This window comes from Thalassococcus profundi (assembly GCF_003344785.1).
Taxonomy (GTDB): domain Bacteria; phylum Pseudomonadota; class Alphaproteobacteria; order Rhodobacterales; family Rhodobacteraceae; genus Puniceibacterium; species Puniceibacterium profundi.
Window position 1 is genome coordinate 1 of the sequence record NZ_QPMK01000016.1, and the last position, 14,086, is coordinate 14,086.

Genomic DNA, 14,086 nt, shown 5'->3' on the forward strand with positions numbered 1-14,086 from the left:
GCCGCGCGGCTGGCGCGGGCCGAGGCGCAATATGCCGCCGCCCGCGCCGAAGGGCAGGCCGACGCCGCACAGGTCCGCAGCCGCGTCGCCGAGGCGCAGACCGCCGTCGCCGATGTGCAGACGCGGCTGGCGCAGCTCGAGATGCGCGCGGCTTTGCCCGGACGGCTCGACCTGCCGGACACGACCGCGCTCGAGGGCAGGTTCTTCGCCCGCGGCGACATCATCGGCCACGTCCTGCCCGAGGGCGTCCCGGTGGTGCGACTTGCGGTGCCGCAGACGCTGGCGGCGCTGGTGACACGGGAGACCCGCGACATTGCCCTGCGGTTCGCTGCCGCCCCCGACCGTGAGCTGCCCGCCGAGATCCTGCGCGTTGTGCCCGCGGGGGGTGACGTGCTGCCGTCGCCGGTGCTGGCTCTGGACGGCGGCGGCCCCTTTGCCACGCTGCCGGGGGGCGAGGGCCCGCTGCGCGCCGTGACGCAGCTTTTCCAGCTCGATCTGCGGCTGCCGGTGGACGCGCCGCGCCCGGCCTACGGCATGCGCGCGCATGTGCGCTTTGCCTTTGCGCCGAAGCCGCTGGCGGTGCGGATCGGGCGCGAGATACGGGCACTGTTCCTGAGGGCCTTCGATGTCTGACACGGCGCGTCCCTGGACCGCGCCGGACCGGGCCGACACCGCGGAACCCGAGCGCCGGCCGTCGGAGCCGCGCCGGTCGGACGAGGTGGTGCGAACGGCGCTGTCCTACCTGCGCCGCGCCAGCACGCGGCCCGGTCCGCTGACCTGGCTCGAGACCCGCGAGGTGCTGCGGCTGGGCAGATGCCTGGCGATGCTGGACGACGACGCGCTGGTCCGGACCGTCCGCGACCAGGCCCCGGCGCTGCTGGCGCGGGGCCTGCGGGGCCACCCGCTGCGGCTGGCGGCGGCGGGCGTGCGCGAGATGACCTTTCGCAAGCTGAGGATGCGCCACCATCCGGTGCAGGTCGCCGGCGGGCTGGCCCTGGCACGCGGGCGGATCGTCGAGATGGCCACCGGCGAGGGCAAGACCATCACCACGCTGATCCCGGCGGTGCTGGTGGCGCTGACCGGCACGCCGGTGCATGTGATCACCGTCAACAGCTACCTTGCTACGCGCGACGCCGAAACCCTGGCGCCGGTGCTCGACGCGCTGGGGCTAAGCCACGGGGTGATCACCGAGGCGACCGAACACCACTTGCGCCCGGGCATCTACGACAGCGACATCGTGTTCTCGACCAATTCCGACGTCGCCTTCGACTACCTGCGCGACCGGCTGGCGATGGGGCGCGAACGCTCGGCCCTGGCAAGCATCGCGCGGCGGACGCTGGGCGCCGGCGGCGGGCGCGATGCGGCGCGGATCGTCACGCGGGGCCTGGGCTTTGCGGTGATCGACGAGGTCGACAGCATCCTGATCGACGAGGCGCAGACGCCGCTGATCATCACCGCCGAACGTCCGGGCGGGGATGCGGCGCGGGCCGCGGACGAGGCGATGCTGGCGCTGGCCGCGACGCTGGAAGAGGGGCGGCACTACCGGCTCGACCGCAAGGCACGGTCGGTGCGCCTGCTGCCGCCCGTCGACGACATCCTCGCGGGGCTGGTGCCGCCGATCCCGGCGCTGATCCCCGAGGTGGCCCGGCGCGAGGCGATGGTGCAGGCGCTGTCGGCGATCCATCTCTACCAGCCCGACGAACACTACATCCTCACCGAGGATGGCCTGGCGCTGGTGGATGAATTCACCGGGCGGGTGATGGCCGACCGCCAGTGGCAGAGCGGGCTGCACCAGATGGTCGAGGCCAAGGAACGGGTGGAGCGGTCGGCCACCCGCGAGACGCTGGCGCAGATCACCTACCAGACCTTCTTTGCGCGTTACCTCTGGTTCGCGGGCATGACCGGCACGGCGGCAGAGGTGGCGCGGGAGTTGCGACTGAGCCACGGGCGCGCGGTGCTGCGCCTACCGACCCACCGGCGGGTGCGGCGGCGTCTGGCGCGCACCCGGCTTTATGGCGCGTCGGAGCGGCGGTGGGCCGCTGTGGCGCGGGATGCCGCGCGCATGGCGGCGCGGGGACGGCCGGTGCTTATCGGCACGCGGTCGGTCGCCGCCTCGGAAGACATCGCCGCCCGGCTTCGCGCCGCCGGAGAGTCGCCGGTGGTGCTCAATGCCCGCCAGGATGCGGACGAGGCCACTGTCGTCGCCGAAGCCGGGCAGCCCGGGCGGATCACGGTGGCCACCAACATGGCCGGGCGTGGCACCGATATCCCGGTGCCGGCAGAGGTCGAGCGCAAGGGCGGTCTGCATGTCATCGTGACCGAGTTCCACGGCTCGTCGCGCATCGACCGGCAGCTTATCGGCCGCACCGGGCGGCAGGGCCAGCGCGGCAGCGCCGCGGCCTATGTGTCGCTCGAGGATGCAGTGTTCCAGGACATGGCACCCGGCCTTGTGCGCCTTCTGGAACGGATCAGCCTGCGCTGGCCCGGACGCCTGCCGGGGCCACTGGCAGAACTTTTACGCAATGTGGCGCAGGCACGCTCCGAACGGCGGGGCCGCAAGCGCCGCGCCGACACGGTGCGCCGCGCGCGCCGGCAGCAGAAGGCGCTGGGGTTCCGGCCGGACAATATCTGAGGCGTCGGCAATCGGCGCCGGACTGGACTGTCAGACCACCAGTACCGGAACGTCCGTCAGGCTGGTGACCTTGTGGCTCACCGACCCCAGCATGTAGCTTTCCGACGCCCCCAGACCGCGCGACCCGAGCACGATCAGGTCGGAGGCCTGGTCGTCGGCAAAGGACACGATCGTGCGCGAGGTCTGCCCGCCCTTGATGAAGGCATGCACCTCGGGAACGCCCAGGTCGATGCACCGGGTCTTGGCGTATTCCGCCGCCTCGCGCGACGCCTCGCGCAGGGCGTCGTCGAGGCTCCCGCCCCGGTCGGTCGATCCGCGCACCATCGACAGGGACGCTTCGAGCATGGAGTGGTGCCGATAGACCGTCAGTACGGTCAGCGTGCCGCCGGTCAGCTTGCAGAGATCCGCCGCCTTGGTCAGCGCCGCATCCGCCCCCCTGGAGCCGTCGTAGGCCAGCAGGATCTTGTTGAACATCGCATCGCCTCCTCACTTGTCGAATGCCAGGTCGCGCAGGAACAGCGCGATCTGCGGGAAGAAGATCAGCAGCACCGCCACGGTCAGCAGCATGAGGATGAACGGCGGCGTGCCGCGCACGACCTCGGTATAAGGGCGTTTGAACACCGCGATGGCGGTGAAGATATCGCAGCCGAAGGGCGGTGTGGCGCTGCCGATGGCCACTTGCAGCGTGATGATCGTGCCGACCAGCACCGGGTCGAGGCCCACCGAATCCACCACCGGCGCGAAGATCGGCACAAGGATCAGGATCACCACGATCGGGTCGACGAACATGCAGCCGACGAAGAAGGCGATCGAGATCGTGAACAGCACGCCGTACTGCCCCATGTCGTCGATGCCGATGCCGCCGAGGATCTGCTGCGGGATCTGGGCAAAGCTGATGACGTAGGAAAATGCCGCCCCCGCGCCCACGAGGATGAACACGACCGCGGTGATGAGCCCTGTCGATTTGGCGGTCGAATACAGCTCTTTCAGGCTCATTTCGCGGAACACCACCATCTCGAGCAGCAGTGCGTACAGCACGCAGGCGGCCGCGGCTTCAGTGGGCGAAAAGACACCGCCGTAAATGCCGCCGACGATGATCACCGGAAACCCCAGCGGCCAGAGCGCGCGCTGGATGGCGCCGGCGCGGTCGCGCCAGGAGGTCTTCGGTTCGGTCGGCACGTTGTGCCGGATCGCGTAGATGTAGGAGTAGATCGAGAACATCACAAGGATCAGCAGGCCGGGCCCGATGCCGGCGATGAACAGTTCGGAAATCGACGTGCCGGACACCACGCCGTAGATGATCATGCCGATGGAGGGCGGGATCAGGAAGGCGATGTCGGAGGAGTTGACGACGAGCGCCAGCACGAAACTGTCCTTGTATCCCGCCTTGAGCATGCGCGGGCGGAGCGGCCCGCCGACGGCGACGACTGTCGCCTGGGTCGAGCCCGAGACGGCGCCGAAGAGTGTGCAGGCAGTGGCGGTCGACACCGCAAGCCCGCCTTTGAGATGCCCGACGAAGGCCATCACCAGGTCGATCAGCCGGTTTGCGGACTGACCGCGGGTCATGATGTCGGCGGCGAAGATGAACATCGGCACGGCGATCAGGCTCGCGGGCTGGATGCCTCCCAGGATCTGCTGCACCATCGTATCGAGCTGGCCGACCCCGCCGAAGAGCGACACGAAGCCGATCAGCGATCCCGCGATCAACGGCACCATCATCGGAAAGCCCAGAAGCAGCAGGACGATCATCACGGAAAAGATTGCGAGGGCCATGGGTCAGACCTCCTCTGCCGGGGTGTCGTCATACCCCTCGAGCGTGCTTGTCGAGAGCCAGATATCCTTGTGGATCATGTTCTTGATTGCTGTCAGCGCGTATTGCAGCCCGGTGAGGAAGAAGCCCAGCGGCGCCCAGACGATGATCCACCAGACTGGCACCTGCAGCGCCGGCAAGAGCCGCCCGCGCGACGCCTGGGCCAGCACGTAATCGACCGAGTACCAGGTCAGCAGGAACATCGCCGCGGCGGTGACCAGCGCGATGACGATCATCAGCAACTTGCGCATCGGCGGCGGCATGATGTCGAAGAAGGCCGACATGCGGATGTGCCGGCCATGCCGTGCGGCGTAGGAGATGCCCGCGAAGGTGATCAGAATGATCAGCGCGCGGTTCACTTCCTCGGAAAAGAACAGGCTCTGGCCCAGCATGAAGCGTCCGACGACGTTGGCCATGGTGTTGACCGCCATGGCAAGCACGCCCACCGCCAGCAGGATCGCCTCGATCCGGGCGATGGCCACGTCCACCACGCCCAGCACGCCGGGAAGGCCCGAGACATACTTGGAATCGTCGATGTCGTCTTCGTCGAGGGCCGGGGCCTGGGCGCGGGCCAGTACGTCGGGATCGACCTTCTCGTGGTCTTGCTGTTCCGATCGCATCGCCATTCTCCTTGTGATCTTCTTGGGCTGGCGGTGTACGCGGGCCATGCCAAAGCGGCCCGCGTTCAGGGTGGGTCATCACCTGCGGCGGCCGAAAACGGTGTACCGCAGGTGTGCAAACCGGTGGTTATTGCGACGAAACCGCTTCGAGGTCGGCCTTGAGCTGGTCGAGGATCGCCTGCGCCTGGTCGCCGCCGATCTCGAGGAACTCCTGCTCGACCGAGTCCGCCGTGTCCATGAACGGCTGGCGTTGCTCTTCGGTCAGGGTGGTGATCGTCATCGACGGCTTGGCTTCCTTGATCTTTTCAAGGGACTCTTCGGTCAGCCCGTCCTGGTAGTCGATGATGTAGTCGAAGGCCACGTCGATGGCATTGTCGACCACCGTCCTGTCCTCGTCGGACAGCCCGTCATAGAACTCCTTGTTGGCCATGACAGCGGTGGTGAAGTTGTTGTGGCCCGCGCGGGTGATGTGATCGGTCACCTCGTACATCTTGGTCGACTCGATGAAGAAGGCGGGGTTCTCCTGTCCCTGGATGATGCCGGTCTGCAGCGCGCCGTAGACCTCGCCCCAGGGCAGCGGCGTCGGCGTGGCGCCGAAGGCCTGGTAGCTTTCCACAAGCAGCGGGTTGGTCATCACGCGGAACTTGACCTCGTTGAGGTCCGCCGGCCCCTCGACCGGTTCGGTCGTGGTCATCATCACTTCGCCCTCGGGGAACATGGTCAGCAGTTCCAGACCCTGCTCGGCATAAAGCGGCGGGAACATCTCGTTTATGGCCTTCGATTCCTCGAAGAATGTCGCCAGAGTCTCTTCGTCCTGCGGCAGCAGGTAGGGCACAAAGAACACCTGCGCCTCGGGGATCAGCGCCCCGGTAAAGCCGGGCGACTGGTCGACGAACTGGAGGATGCCGGATTGCGTCTGTTCGAGGATCGAGTCGGATTCGCCCAGCGTGCCGAACGGGAAAAGCTGGACCGAGTGATCGGAATTGGCCTCGACCTCTTCCTTGAATTTCTGCGCGAACTTGCCCTGGACCTCTTCCAGTGCCTCTTCGAACGCGTAGCGCCATGTGTCTGCCATGACCGCGCCCGAACTCATCAACAGCGCCAGAACGCCGGTGGCCGCGAGTTTTGTGTAAGACATGTGATGCTCCTTGATTTTGACGCTTCGCTACAGCGCAGGCCGCGGCGAAGACCGATGCGTGCCGCGACTGCGGAATGTCCTCGCGGCTCTGTCCCAGCGTTTCGGGATGGCTATTTGAAGTCAATGCCAACCTGCAAATGCGTCAAATTCGCTGTCAGATCAGTACAAGCATCCGCATTTTTGCACGTTTGCCGGGCAAAACAGGGAAATTTTCCCTGTGCCAAGCTCGCCTTCCGAAAGCGCTTTTGTCCCGAAAGTCGCCTTTCGCGGGTCGGGCCGGCCGGCCTCGGTAGCGGAATTTAAAGACATGATGGTCTGCCCCTGCGCTCTCCGAAAGACGCAGCGCATGGAGCCGCGGAGCGAAAATCTCTCGACTCGTGGTGTGTCCGGCGCGTGATCGTAGACCACGCCGGACAGTTGGCGGAGGCCGGTGCAAGGTTCCCTGGAACCGGTTCGAAACGCTGCGCCGCGCCCCGGCAGGCGTCGTCGACCTGATCCGCCGCGTTCATTTCGATGGACGCATGCGCCTTGATCGTCGCGCGCGATGACGGGGCCGCGTGGCAAACGGGCGGCACGGTTATTGGCGCTGGGGCAATGCGATGGCATTGAACTCGCCGTCAGCCTGCGATGTCCCCGACGGGCTCTCCGGCTCGAAAAGCGGCCCCCGGCCGGACGTCAGTTCGATACCATCCAGACGGACCGCCTTCATGATCGGGTGGACATCGATCCGACATCAGGCCGCCAAGCGGCAACGCGGACGACGGCGCGGACTCACGCGAGATGCGCGCGCAGCATCCAGGCGAATTTTTCGTGGGTCTGACCGCGCGCGATGCACAGATCCTCGGTCAGCGTGTCGCCATGGCCTGCGGCAAGTTCACCGGCGCCGGCGATGGTTTCGGCCAGCGTTTCCTGCGCGTCCTTCATCAGGCGGATCATCTCTTCGGCCGTGGGCACGCCCGTCACTTCGGCGACCTTGGACCGCTTGAGCATCCCCGCGAGGGTGCCTTCGGCATGGGCGTCGAGCGCCTTGATCCGTTCGGCGAGATCGTCCTGAGCCACAAAATGGTCTTCGTAGATCTTCTGGAACAGGTCGTGCAGCGGACCGAAGGCCATGCCCGTCACGTTCCAGTGAAAATTCTGGGCCAGCATGGTGGTCACGGCGGTTTCTGCGACGCACTGGTTGAGCGCCTCGGCGATCTGGGCGGTGGCGTCGGTGGAAAGGGTCTGGGCGGTCTGGGTCAAGGGAGCCTCCTGCAACACGGAAAATCTGGCGCTGGCTGGCATCTGGCTGGCTTGCCATTTCTAAATAGGCCGCTGTTGTCGACGCGGCAAGCCACTTTAGAACTTTTCTAAATCCGAGAGAAACAGTCAGCCACGCCGCGCAGAAGGAACACCAGGTTCCGCCGTGCGTGGGTTGCGACGCGTGAGTGCAGCAGGAAGGTGGCGCTGGCCTCGTCCCCGGTCTTGAGGCTGCGCGCCAGGGCGATCAGCCACTTTTCATCGAACGAAGTTGCCGCCTCGCCGACCCGGTAGAGGACCGGGCGGCGGCCCAGGGCCTGCGACAGGCACCGGACCAGCACTTCGGAGGCAGCCTGGCGGGCGACGTCGCGGTTGCCGGACAGCGACGCGCAGGCGCCGAAAAGGTCGATGTATTCCTTGCACCGGCTGGTGCGGGCGGCATCGCGCAGGTGGTCGATCAAGGCGTGCCCCGATGTGGTGGCGGCGCGCGCGGGCGCGTCTTCGAATCCGATCGGGCGTACGGCTGCGGTCATCTGGTCCTGTCCTTGGTCGTGGGGTGGTCGATGGGCATCGCGATCAGGCGGCCTTGCCGCCGTCCAGCACCGTCAGGGCGACTTTCTTCTTCCGGCACCGCTTTTCGTAGGCCAGCTTCCAGTGGGTGTAGCGGCCCATCGCGGACTGCTGGGCGACGACAAGCTCCACGAAGGCTTCGCGGTGCTTGTCCTTCTTCAGCGCCTTGAACGTGGATTTCTGCGCCTTGGTCATGGAGCACCCGATGCAGTGTCCTTCGCGTTTGAACTTGCAGACGCTGATACAGGGGCTGGGAACTTTTGGCATGGCATCCTCGCTGGCGTTTCGGGCTCAGGTCCCGGTCTGGCTGGGGGCGTCGGTCAATGAAGGGTGCGGGGCTCGGGCGGCGGGCTGTCCTGTTGCAGACGCGGTGCCCTTTGCGCCACCTGCCGCATTGCCTTGCCGACGCGGGCCGCGAGCACCGCGATCGGTTCCGCGTGGCGCGCCGGGACAAGCAGGCTTGCGATCATCACCGCCTCCGCATGGTCGCCGCGCGCCGCCTCGCGGACCAGGGTCTGCAACAGCGCCTCGTCGGACCCGATGCAGGTGCAGCCGGGGCCATGGCGGACAAGCGGGCGGCGTGCGAAAGTGCAAAGGTCGGACAGCAGCCTCTCGAAGCCGCGCAGTGCGACGCGTCCCTCGGTGGCGCCGAGCGTCCGGGCAAAGCCGTTCCAGACCGCTGCCTGACCCTCCGGGCCGTCCATCCAGAACCGCATCGACAGGATCAGCTCGGCTTCCCAGGGCGCGATATCGGTCAGCCGCCCGACGACGCTGGCGCCAACGGTCTGCGCAACAGCCGTCATTTGGTCAGAATCAGCTTGCCGGCGCGGGTGATGCGCAGGGTATAGGTCTGGCCGTCCAGCACGATCTCGGCCTTGACGCCGTTGCGGATCAGCTCGCGCGCGTCGAAGGTCGCGGTGTCGTCGGACCGGTCCACGGAGGCGGGGGTCGGCAGGTTCTGCATCAGGCTCATCGTCCTTCTCCGGCCGAGCGCAGGCGGTCCCTTTGCAGGTCGATCAGGTGTTCGAGCGCGAAGCCGTCGATATGGGCGGGCTCGCCGGATACAAGCAGTTCGCGCCAGGTGTTGCTGGCCATCGCGGGGGCGCGTGTCTGTGTCTGGGCCTCGGGTGTCATCACGTTCTGCTCCTTTGTGTTGACGTCCGGGCTGCCTGTCACGGTGGCTGGGATCGCATCGCGTGGATGCACGAAATTTTCCGACTAAACGAGTCGGGATTTACCCCTGCTTAGATTATTCCGATATTTTTTGTCAAGAATGGAGGCGGTGCGACGCACCGGTGATCTGGGCGATCACGCCTCCCCGGATTGGTCGAGGAACCGCAGCCGGTTTCCGAACGGGTCCCAGACCACCATCTCTGCGCCCCAGGGCTGGGTTTCGACGCCGGGGCGCATGTTCGGGTAGGGCGGCAACGCGGCGTGCCAATCGCGCAGGCCGGTGACGAAAACGATGGCGGTCGAGCCGGGCGTGGCATCGCCGTGATGTTCGCTCAGGTGCAGGTGAAACGCCCCCAGCCTGAGAAAGGCGTAGAGGGGCGCGCCGGGGTGAAACCGGTGCTCTCCGGTCCAGTCGAATCCCAGCCAGTCCACGTAGAATTCCCGCGCCTTGGCTTCATCGAAGCTGCGGAAGACCGGCGCCGACCGGGTGACCTCGGGTGTCATGCGTTCTGCAGCGCGTCGATATGCTGGATCGCGGTGAAGCCTTCGAATTGCGGCGCGCCCTCGTGCAGCTTGCGCGTCTCGCCGGCGCGGGCATGAGAGGCGCGGAAAGCGTCGCTGGTCGTCCAGGCGCGGAAATGCTGCTCGGACTGCCAGACCGTGTGCGAGGCATAGAGGATGCGCCCGTCGGTCTCGGGGCCTTTCAGCATGTGGAAGGACACGAACCCGTCCATGTCCTGCAGCCGGCTTTCGCGCGACAGCCACAGCTCTTCGAAGTCGGCGGCGTTTTCCAGCGGCACGGTGAAGCGGTTCATCGCAAGGTACATCTTTGTCTCCTCAATTGGGTGTCAGGGAGTGGCAGGGATCGTCCCATTTCCAAACCGGGACGGTGCGAAGCTCGTCGAACAGAACATAAGTGTCTGCTTGAACAAAACCGAGAGCAGCATCCAGATTTCCGGTATCGGCATCGCGAGCGCATTGACCGCGGGTCCGGGTCGCGGATGCGCGGCGGCTGGCTCCTGCCATGGCACGGCGCGCCTCTCACGCAGTTGCCGCGTGCGGCAGGATATAAGGGATGTCCGCGGGCGGCGGCGCGGAGACGCGCAAGGCGCAGCCATAGGCGCGCGACAGGATGTCGTCGGTCAGCACCTCGCCCGGTGTACCGAAGGCAAGACACTGTCCCTCGGCCAGCACCGCGACGCGGTCGGCGAACAGCGCGGTCAGGTTGAGGTCATGCATGACAGCGATGACGCCGCCGCCGGCGCGGGCAAAGCTCCGGGCGATGTCCATGACCTGCAACTGATGCGCGATATCGAGGCTGGACACCGGTTCGTCCAGCAGCAGCCAGCGCGGCTGGCCGTCCGCGACCGGCGTCCAGACCTGCGCGAGGACCCGGGCCAGCATGACCCGCTGCGCCTCGCCCCCGGACAACTCCTGGAAGATCCGGTCGGCGTAATGGGCCAGCCCGACGCGGGCCAGCGCCCGCATCGGCACATCGGGGCTGTCTCCGGCGGTGCCCGATTGCAGGCCCAGCCGGACCACCTCGATCACGGTAAAGGGAAAGGCCAGCCGCGACGCCTGCGGCAGCACTGCGCGTTGCGCGGCGAGTTCCCAGGGTTTCATGGCGCCGATGTCCCGCCCGTTCAGGGTCACCGCGCCGTCGAAGGGCAGGGAGGCCGTGATCGCCCCGAGCAGGGTCGATTTGCCCGATCCGTTGGGGCCGACGATGGCGGTGACCTCGCCAGGCCGGGCGGTCAGGCTGACGCCGCGCAGCGCGGTGCGCCGGCCGTAGGAGACGCGGATGTCTTCGGCGATCAGGCTCATTTCTCGACCAGCCCCCGGCGTTTCAGGAGGATCCACAGGAAGACCGGCGCGCCAAGCACGGCGGTCACGATCCCGATGGGCAGTTCCGCGGGCGCGATGACCACGCGGGCGATCACGTCGGCGAGGACCAGCAGGATCGCGCCCAGCAGCGCCGAATTGAGCAGCAGCGTGCGATGATCCGGACCGGAGGCGAGGCGCAGCAGGTGCGGCACGACGATGCCGATGAAGCCGATCCCGCCCGAGACCGCGACGGCGGCGCCTGTGGCGCCCGCGACGGCGAGGATGGCGATGGACTTCATCCGCTGCACGTCGATGCCGATATGCGCCGCGGTCGCCTCGCCCAGGGCCAGCCCGTTGAGGCCGCGGCCGAGCATCAGGGCGGCGCCAATGGACAGCCCGATCAGCGGCCCGGCAGAGATCACCTTGGCCCAGCTGGCCCCGGCCAGCGACCCGAGGCCCCAGAAGGTCAAGTCGCGCAGTTGCCGGTCGTCGGCCATGTAGACGAGGATGCCCGACAACGCTCCGGCCAGGGCACCGAGCGCGATGCCGGCGAGCAGCATGGTCGCGACGGACGTGCTGCCGTGACGGGTCGAGACGCGGTAAAGCAGCAGCGTCGAGCCCCAGCCGCCGAGGAAGGCCGCGACGGGTACAAGCTGGTTGCCGATGAGGTCGATCATCGCGGCGGGCAGCAGTCCGCCCAGCACGATGGCGAGGATCGCACCAAGGCCCGCCCCGGCGCCGACCCCGACGATGCCCGGATCGGCCAGCGGATTGCGGAAAAGCCCCTGCATCGCCGCCCCCGACACCGCCAGCGCGGCGCCCACCAGCATCCCCATGGCAAGACGCGGCAGGCGGATGTCGAAGAGCACCACGCGCTCCATCTGGCTCAGCGCCTCGCCCTGGGCGAGCTTGGCCAGCATTGCCAGAAGGGTCACATTCGTCGCGCCGACCTGGAGGCTGACGATGCAGGCCAGCCCGAACGCCCCGGCCAGACCCCAGTGCAAGGCCCGGGCGCGGGACAGCCGGTCGCGCGGGGCGGTCTCGATTTCCGAAAGGGCGGCCAAGGATCAGGCTCCCTGACCGTAGAGCGCATCGTTCAGCTGGCGCACGGCGTCGGCGGTGCGGGGGCCGAATCCCAGCATCAGCAATCCGTCCATCCGCACGACCGACCGCGTCTGCGCCGCGGGTGTCATGCGGATCGACGGCATATCGAACAACTCGTCATCCGCCAGCCCATGATCGCCGCCCCGGTCCATCATCAGGATCATGTCAGGTGCCGCCAGCCCGACCGCCTCGTCGGTGATCTGCTTGTAGCCTTCGAACTCCGACACCGCGTTCACGCCCCCGGCCATGCGGATCAGCGCGTCGGCGGCGGTGCCCGCGCCCGAGGCGTTGATCCTGCCGCCCTGGGTCGAGAGGACGAAGAGCACGCGTTTCTTGTCGGCCTCGGGCCGCTCCGCATCGGCCATCGCCGCGGACAGAGCGGTTTCGACCTCGGCGGCCAGCCCGTCTGCCCGGTCGGCGACACCCAAAGCGTCGCCGATGACCTCGATCTTGCGCAGGATGCCTTCGGTGGTCAGCGCATCCGGCACCTCGACAAAGTCCACGTCGGCGGCGCGGATCACGTCGAGCGCCTCGGGCGGACCGGCGCCTTCTTCGGACAGGATCAGCGACGGGCCGACCGACAGCACGCCTTCGGGCGACAGCGACCGGACATAGCCCACGTCGGGCAGGTCGGTGACGCCGGGCGGGTAGCTGGAGGTGCTGTCGCGCGCCTTCAGCCGGTGCTGCTGTCCCAGGGCTGCGACGATCTCGGTCACCGATCCGCCTAGGGACAGCACGTCGGCGTGGGGGCTGACCGGCGCGGCGTTCTGCTGCGCGCTGACGGTCAGGGCGACGAAGGCGCCGAACATCGCCGTCAAGAGTGCGGCAAGCTGGCCGGACGTGCGGGTGCAGAGCCTCATGCTGCAACCTCCTCGCGCGTGGGCAGAGCCTCGACGACCCGGGTCCAGTCCGCGCGCGAATCGCGGCCTTCCTTGCCGACGCCGAAGACCTGGAAGATCAGGCCGCCTTCCGCATCGAAGGCTTCGACCGACACGGCGGGGCCGCGTTGCGTGGGTTTTTCCACCGCCCAGACCTCGGCGACCTTGTCGAGCCGCAGGTGCAGGTTGAAGCCGGGGTCCATCACGTTCTGCCACGGTCCCATGGGTTTCAAGGTCTGGACCGGACCGGTGTGGATCTGGATGCAGCCCCGGTTGCCGACGAAGACCATCACCTCGATCCCGGCGCGCTGCACCGCCTGAAGCATCGCATCGGCGGCGTCGGGCGTCAGAGGACGCACCCAGGGCGCGCCGGCGATCCGGTAGGCACCGAGCCGGTTCATCTTGAGACGGGCGCAGAGCCGCAGGAACTGATGCGTATCGGTGAGCCGCGCCCATTCGTCGCGCAGCGCATCGGCCTTGTCGGTCCGGGATTTCGCGCCTTCGACGGGCTTGCGGGCCTCGACGGGCTGGGTGTCGCCTTGGTCCGCGACGGCCAGATCCGCGACGATCGTTCCCCAGGCATCATGGGTCGACCCGTCCCGCAGGTGGATCTTGTGCACCGCGTCGCCCGCGGCATCGAAGATCTGCAAAGACCGGCGCGGGCCCTGTTCGGTTTCCACCGCGAAGGCGTGCACCCAGTGCGACGGGAAGATACGCAGGTCGATGTTCTCGGCCAGCGTCATCGCGGCATGTTCGCCCGGGTGGTAATCGCTGTAGGTCCCCACCTTTTCATGCACGCAAGCGTCGACGCGGGTCAGCGCCATGACCTCGCCCAGTCGCTCGGCGGCGGGAATGATTCCGTCGGGATGGGCGGCGATTCGGGTCGTGCCGTGACCGATCCCGGCGGCCACCAGCTGCGCCTCGGCGATGCCCAGGGCGTCGGCCGCATCGCGGGCGCGCCGTTTCGGGTTTTCGGCCAGAAAGGCACGGATCTCGGAAGGGGGGACAGCGCTCTGCAGCATCATGGGCATCCTCGGAGTGTGGTCTGTTGTCCGATGGCTGCGCCCGGAGGGAAGCGGTGCGTGGCTGTCTCTTATT

At 67.4% G+C, this 14,086-nt stretch carries 17 protein-coding genes and 1 pseudogene; 2 read left to right on the forward strand and 16 right to left on the reverse strand.

Annotated elements, in window-relative coordinates:
- A pseudogene (locus DU478_RS22965) lies at positions 1-633 on the forward strand (hypothetical protein); the annotation flags it as partial.
- Positions 626-2,632, forward strand: a complete 2,007-nt coding sequence (locus DU478_RS17025) for a preprotein translocase subunit SecA (protein ID WP_114512170.1) — start codon at positions 626-628, stop codon at positions 2,630-2,632. The pseudogene DU478_RS22965 and the gene DU478_RS17025, both read left to right, overlap by 8 nt.
- Positions 2,633-2,662: 30 nt before the next feature.
- On the opposite strand, the gene DU478_RS17030 is transcribed toward DU478_RS17025, so the two are convergent.
- The 16 genes from DU478_RS17030 to DU478_RS17100 all read right to left on the reverse strand — a co-directional run bounded on the left by DU478_RS17030 (position 2,663) and on the right by DU478_RS17100 (position 14,010).
- Complete coding sequence (locus DU478_RS17030) at positions 2,663-3,106, reverse strand: universal stress protein (protein WP_114512171.1); 444 nt, start codon at positions 3,104-3,106, stop codon at positions 2,663-2,665.
- Positions 3,107-3,118: 12 nt separating this feature from the next.
- Positions 3,119-4,405, reverse strand: a complete 1,287-nt coding sequence (locus DU478_RS17035; RefSeq protein WP_114512172.1) for a TRAP transporter large permease — start codon at positions 4,403-4,405, stop codon at positions 3,119-3,121.
- 3 nt (positions 4,406-4,408) lie between these two features.
- Positions 4,409-5,062: a TRAP transporter small permease gene (locus tag DU478_RS17040; RefSeq protein ID WP_114512173.1), complete on the reverse strand. Its 654-nt coding sequence runs from the start codon at positions 5,060-5,062 to the stop codon at positions 4,409-4,411.
- A gap of 127 nt (positions 5,063-5,189) precedes the next feature.
- Complete coding sequence (locus DU478_RS17045) at positions 5,190-6,200, reverse strand: TRAP transporter substrate-binding protein (protein WP_114512174.1); 1,011 nt, start codon at positions 6,198-6,200, stop codon at positions 5,190-5,192.
- Between the two features lie 771 nt (positions 6,201-6,971).
- Entirely contained in the window at positions 6,972-7,442 is a 471-nt protein-coding gene (locus DU478_RS17050) for a Dps family protein (protein WP_114512175.1), read from the reverse strand.
- Between the two features lie 107 nt (positions 7,443-7,549).
- The gene (locus DU478_RS17055; protein WP_114512176.1) at positions 7,550-7,972 is read right to left on the reverse strand and encodes a hypothetical protein; all 423 of its coding nucleotides are present in this window, start codon (positions 7,970-7,972) and stop codon (positions 7,550-7,552) included.
- Positions 7,973-8,015: 43 nt separating this feature from the next.
- Entirely contained in the window at positions 8,016-8,276 is a 261-nt protein-coding gene (locus DU478_RS17060) for a DUF1289 domain-containing protein (protein ID WP_114512177.1), read from the reverse strand.
- A 53-nt stretch (positions 8,277-8,329) separates the two neighbouring features.
- Positions 8,330-8,812, reverse strand: coding sequence for a hypothetical protein (locus DU478_RS17065; protein WP_114512178.1), 483 nt, complete (start codon positions 8,810-8,812; stop codon positions 8,330-8,332).
- Entirely contained in the window at positions 8,809-8,982 is a 174-nt protein-coding gene (locus DU478_RS17070) for a hemin uptake protein HemP (protein WP_114512179.1), read from the reverse strand. The genes DU478_RS17065 and DU478_RS17070 overlap by 4 nt, the downstream gene beginning before the upstream one ends.
- A complete protein-coding gene (locus tag DU478_RS22970; RefSeq protein WP_158545804.1) occupies positions 8,979-9,143 on the reverse strand; it encodes a hypothetical protein in 165 nt (54 codons plus the stop codon). The genes DU478_RS17070 and DU478_RS22970 overlap by 4 nt, the downstream gene beginning before the upstream one ends.
- A 174-nt stretch (positions 9,144-9,317) precedes the next feature.
- Positions 9,318-9,686 carry a glyoxalase superfamily protein gene (locus DU478_RS17075; protein WP_114512180.1) on the reverse strand — a complete coding sequence of 123 codons (369 nt, stop codon included), beginning with the start codon at positions 9,684-9,686 and terminating at the stop codon, positions 9,318-9,320.
- Positions 9,683-10,009 carry an antibiotic biosynthesis monooxygenase family protein gene (locus DU478_RS17080; protein WP_114512181.1) on the reverse strand — a complete coding sequence of 109 codons (327 nt, stop codon included), beginning with the start codon at positions 10,007-10,009 and terminating at the stop codon, positions 9,683-9,685. The genes DU478_RS17075 and DU478_RS17080 overlap by 4 nt, the downstream gene beginning before the upstream one ends.
- 214 nt (positions 10,010-10,223) lie before the next feature.
- The gene (locus DU478_RS17085; RefSeq protein WP_114512182.1) at positions 10,224-11,006 is read right to left on the reverse strand and encodes a heme ABC transporter ATP-binding protein; all 783 of its coding nucleotides are present in this window, start codon (positions 11,004-11,006) and stop codon (positions 10,224-10,226) included.
- Positions 11,003-12,070 (reverse strand): FecCD family ABC transporter permease, encoded by a 1,068-nt coding sequence (locus DU478_RS17090; protein ID WP_114512183.1) that lies wholly within the window; start codon positions 12,068-12,070, stop codon positions 11,003-11,005. The genes DU478_RS17085 and DU478_RS17090 overlap by 4 nt, the downstream gene beginning before the upstream one ends.
- A 3-nt stretch (positions 12,071-12,073) precedes the next feature.
- The gene (locus tag DU478_RS17095; protein WP_233501388.1) at positions 12,074-12,970 is read right to left on the reverse strand and encodes a heme/hemin ABC transporter substrate-binding protein; all 897 of its coding nucleotides are present in this window, start codon (positions 12,968-12,970) and stop codon (positions 12,074-12,076) included.
- On the reverse strand, positions 12,967-14,010 hold the full coding sequence (locus DU478_RS17100; protein WP_114512292.1) for a hemin-degrading factor: 1,044 nt from the start codon (positions 14,008-14,010) through the stop codon (positions 12,967-12,969). Before DU478_RS17100 ends, DU478_RS17095 begins: the two co-directional genes overlap by 4 nt.
- Positions 14,011-14,086 lie beyond the last annotated feature (76 nt).

What these genes read in the sequence shown, in the direction of transcription:
- DU478_RS17040 (WP_114512173.1), bottom strand. Translation starts at nt 5,062, where the DNA reads ATGCGATCGGAACAGCAAGACCACGAGAAGGTCGATCCCGACGTACTG.
- DU478_RS17025 (WP_114512170.1), top strand. Translation starts at nt 626, where the DNA reads ATGTCTGACACGGCGCGTCCCTGGACCGCGCCGGACCGGGCCGACACC.
- DU478_RS17035 (WP_114512172.1), bottom strand. Translation starts at nt 4,405, where the DNA reads ATGGCCCTCGCAATCTTTTCCGTGATGATCGTCCTGCTGCTTCTGGGC.
- DU478_RS17045 (WP_114512174.1), bottom strand. Translation starts at nt 6,200, where the DNA reads ATGTCTTACACAAAACTCGCGGCCACCGGCGTTCTGGCGCTGTTGATG.
- DU478_RS17085 (WP_114512182.1), bottom strand. Translation starts at nt 11,006, where the DNA reads ATGAGCCTGATCGCCGAAGACATCCGCGTCTCCTACGGCCGGCGCACC.
- DU478_RS17060 (WP_114512177.1), bottom strand. Translation starts at nt 8,276, where the DNA reads ATGCCAAAAGTTCCCAGCCCCTGTATCAGCGTCTGCAAGTTCAAACGC.
- DU478_RS17055 (WP_114512176.1), bottom strand. Translation starts at nt 7,972, where the DNA reads ATGACCGCAGCCGTACGCCCGATCGGATTCGAAGACGCGCCCGCGCGC.
- DU478_RS17080 (WP_114512181.1), bottom strand. Translation starts at nt 10,009, where the DNA reads ATGTACCTTGCGATGAACCGCTTCACCGTGCCGCTGGAAAACGCCGCC.
- DU478_RS17030 (WP_114512171.1), bottom strand. Translation starts at nt 3,106, where the DNA reads ATGTTCAACAAGATCCTGCTGGCCTACGACGGCTCCAGGGGGGCGGAT.
- DU478_RS17100 (WP_114512292.1), bottom strand. Translation starts at nt 14,010, where the DNA reads ATGCTGCAGAGCGCTGTCCCCCCTTCCGAGATCCGTGCCTTTCTGGCC.
- DU478_RS17095 (WP_233501388.1), bottom strand. Translation starts at nt 12,970, where the DNA reads ATGAGGCTCTGCACCCGCACGTCCGGCCAGCTTGCCGCACTCTTGACG.
- DU478_RS17065 (WP_114512178.1), bottom strand. Translation starts at nt 8,812, where the DNA reads ATGACGGCTGTTGCGCAGACCGTTGGCGCCAGCGTCGTCGGGCGGCTG.
- DU478_RS22970 (WP_158545804.1), bottom strand. Translation starts at nt 9,143, where the DNA reads ATGACACCCGAGGCCCAGACACAGACACGCGCCCCCGCGATGGCCAGC.
- DU478_RS17075 (WP_114512180.1), bottom strand. Translation starts at nt 9,686, where the DNA reads ATGACACCCGAGGTCACCCGGTCGGCGCCGGTCTTCCGCAGCTTCGAT.
- DU478_RS17070 (WP_114512179.1), bottom strand. Translation starts at nt 8,982, where the DNA reads ATGAGCCTGATGCAGAACCTGCCGACCCCCGCCTCCGTGGACCGGTCC.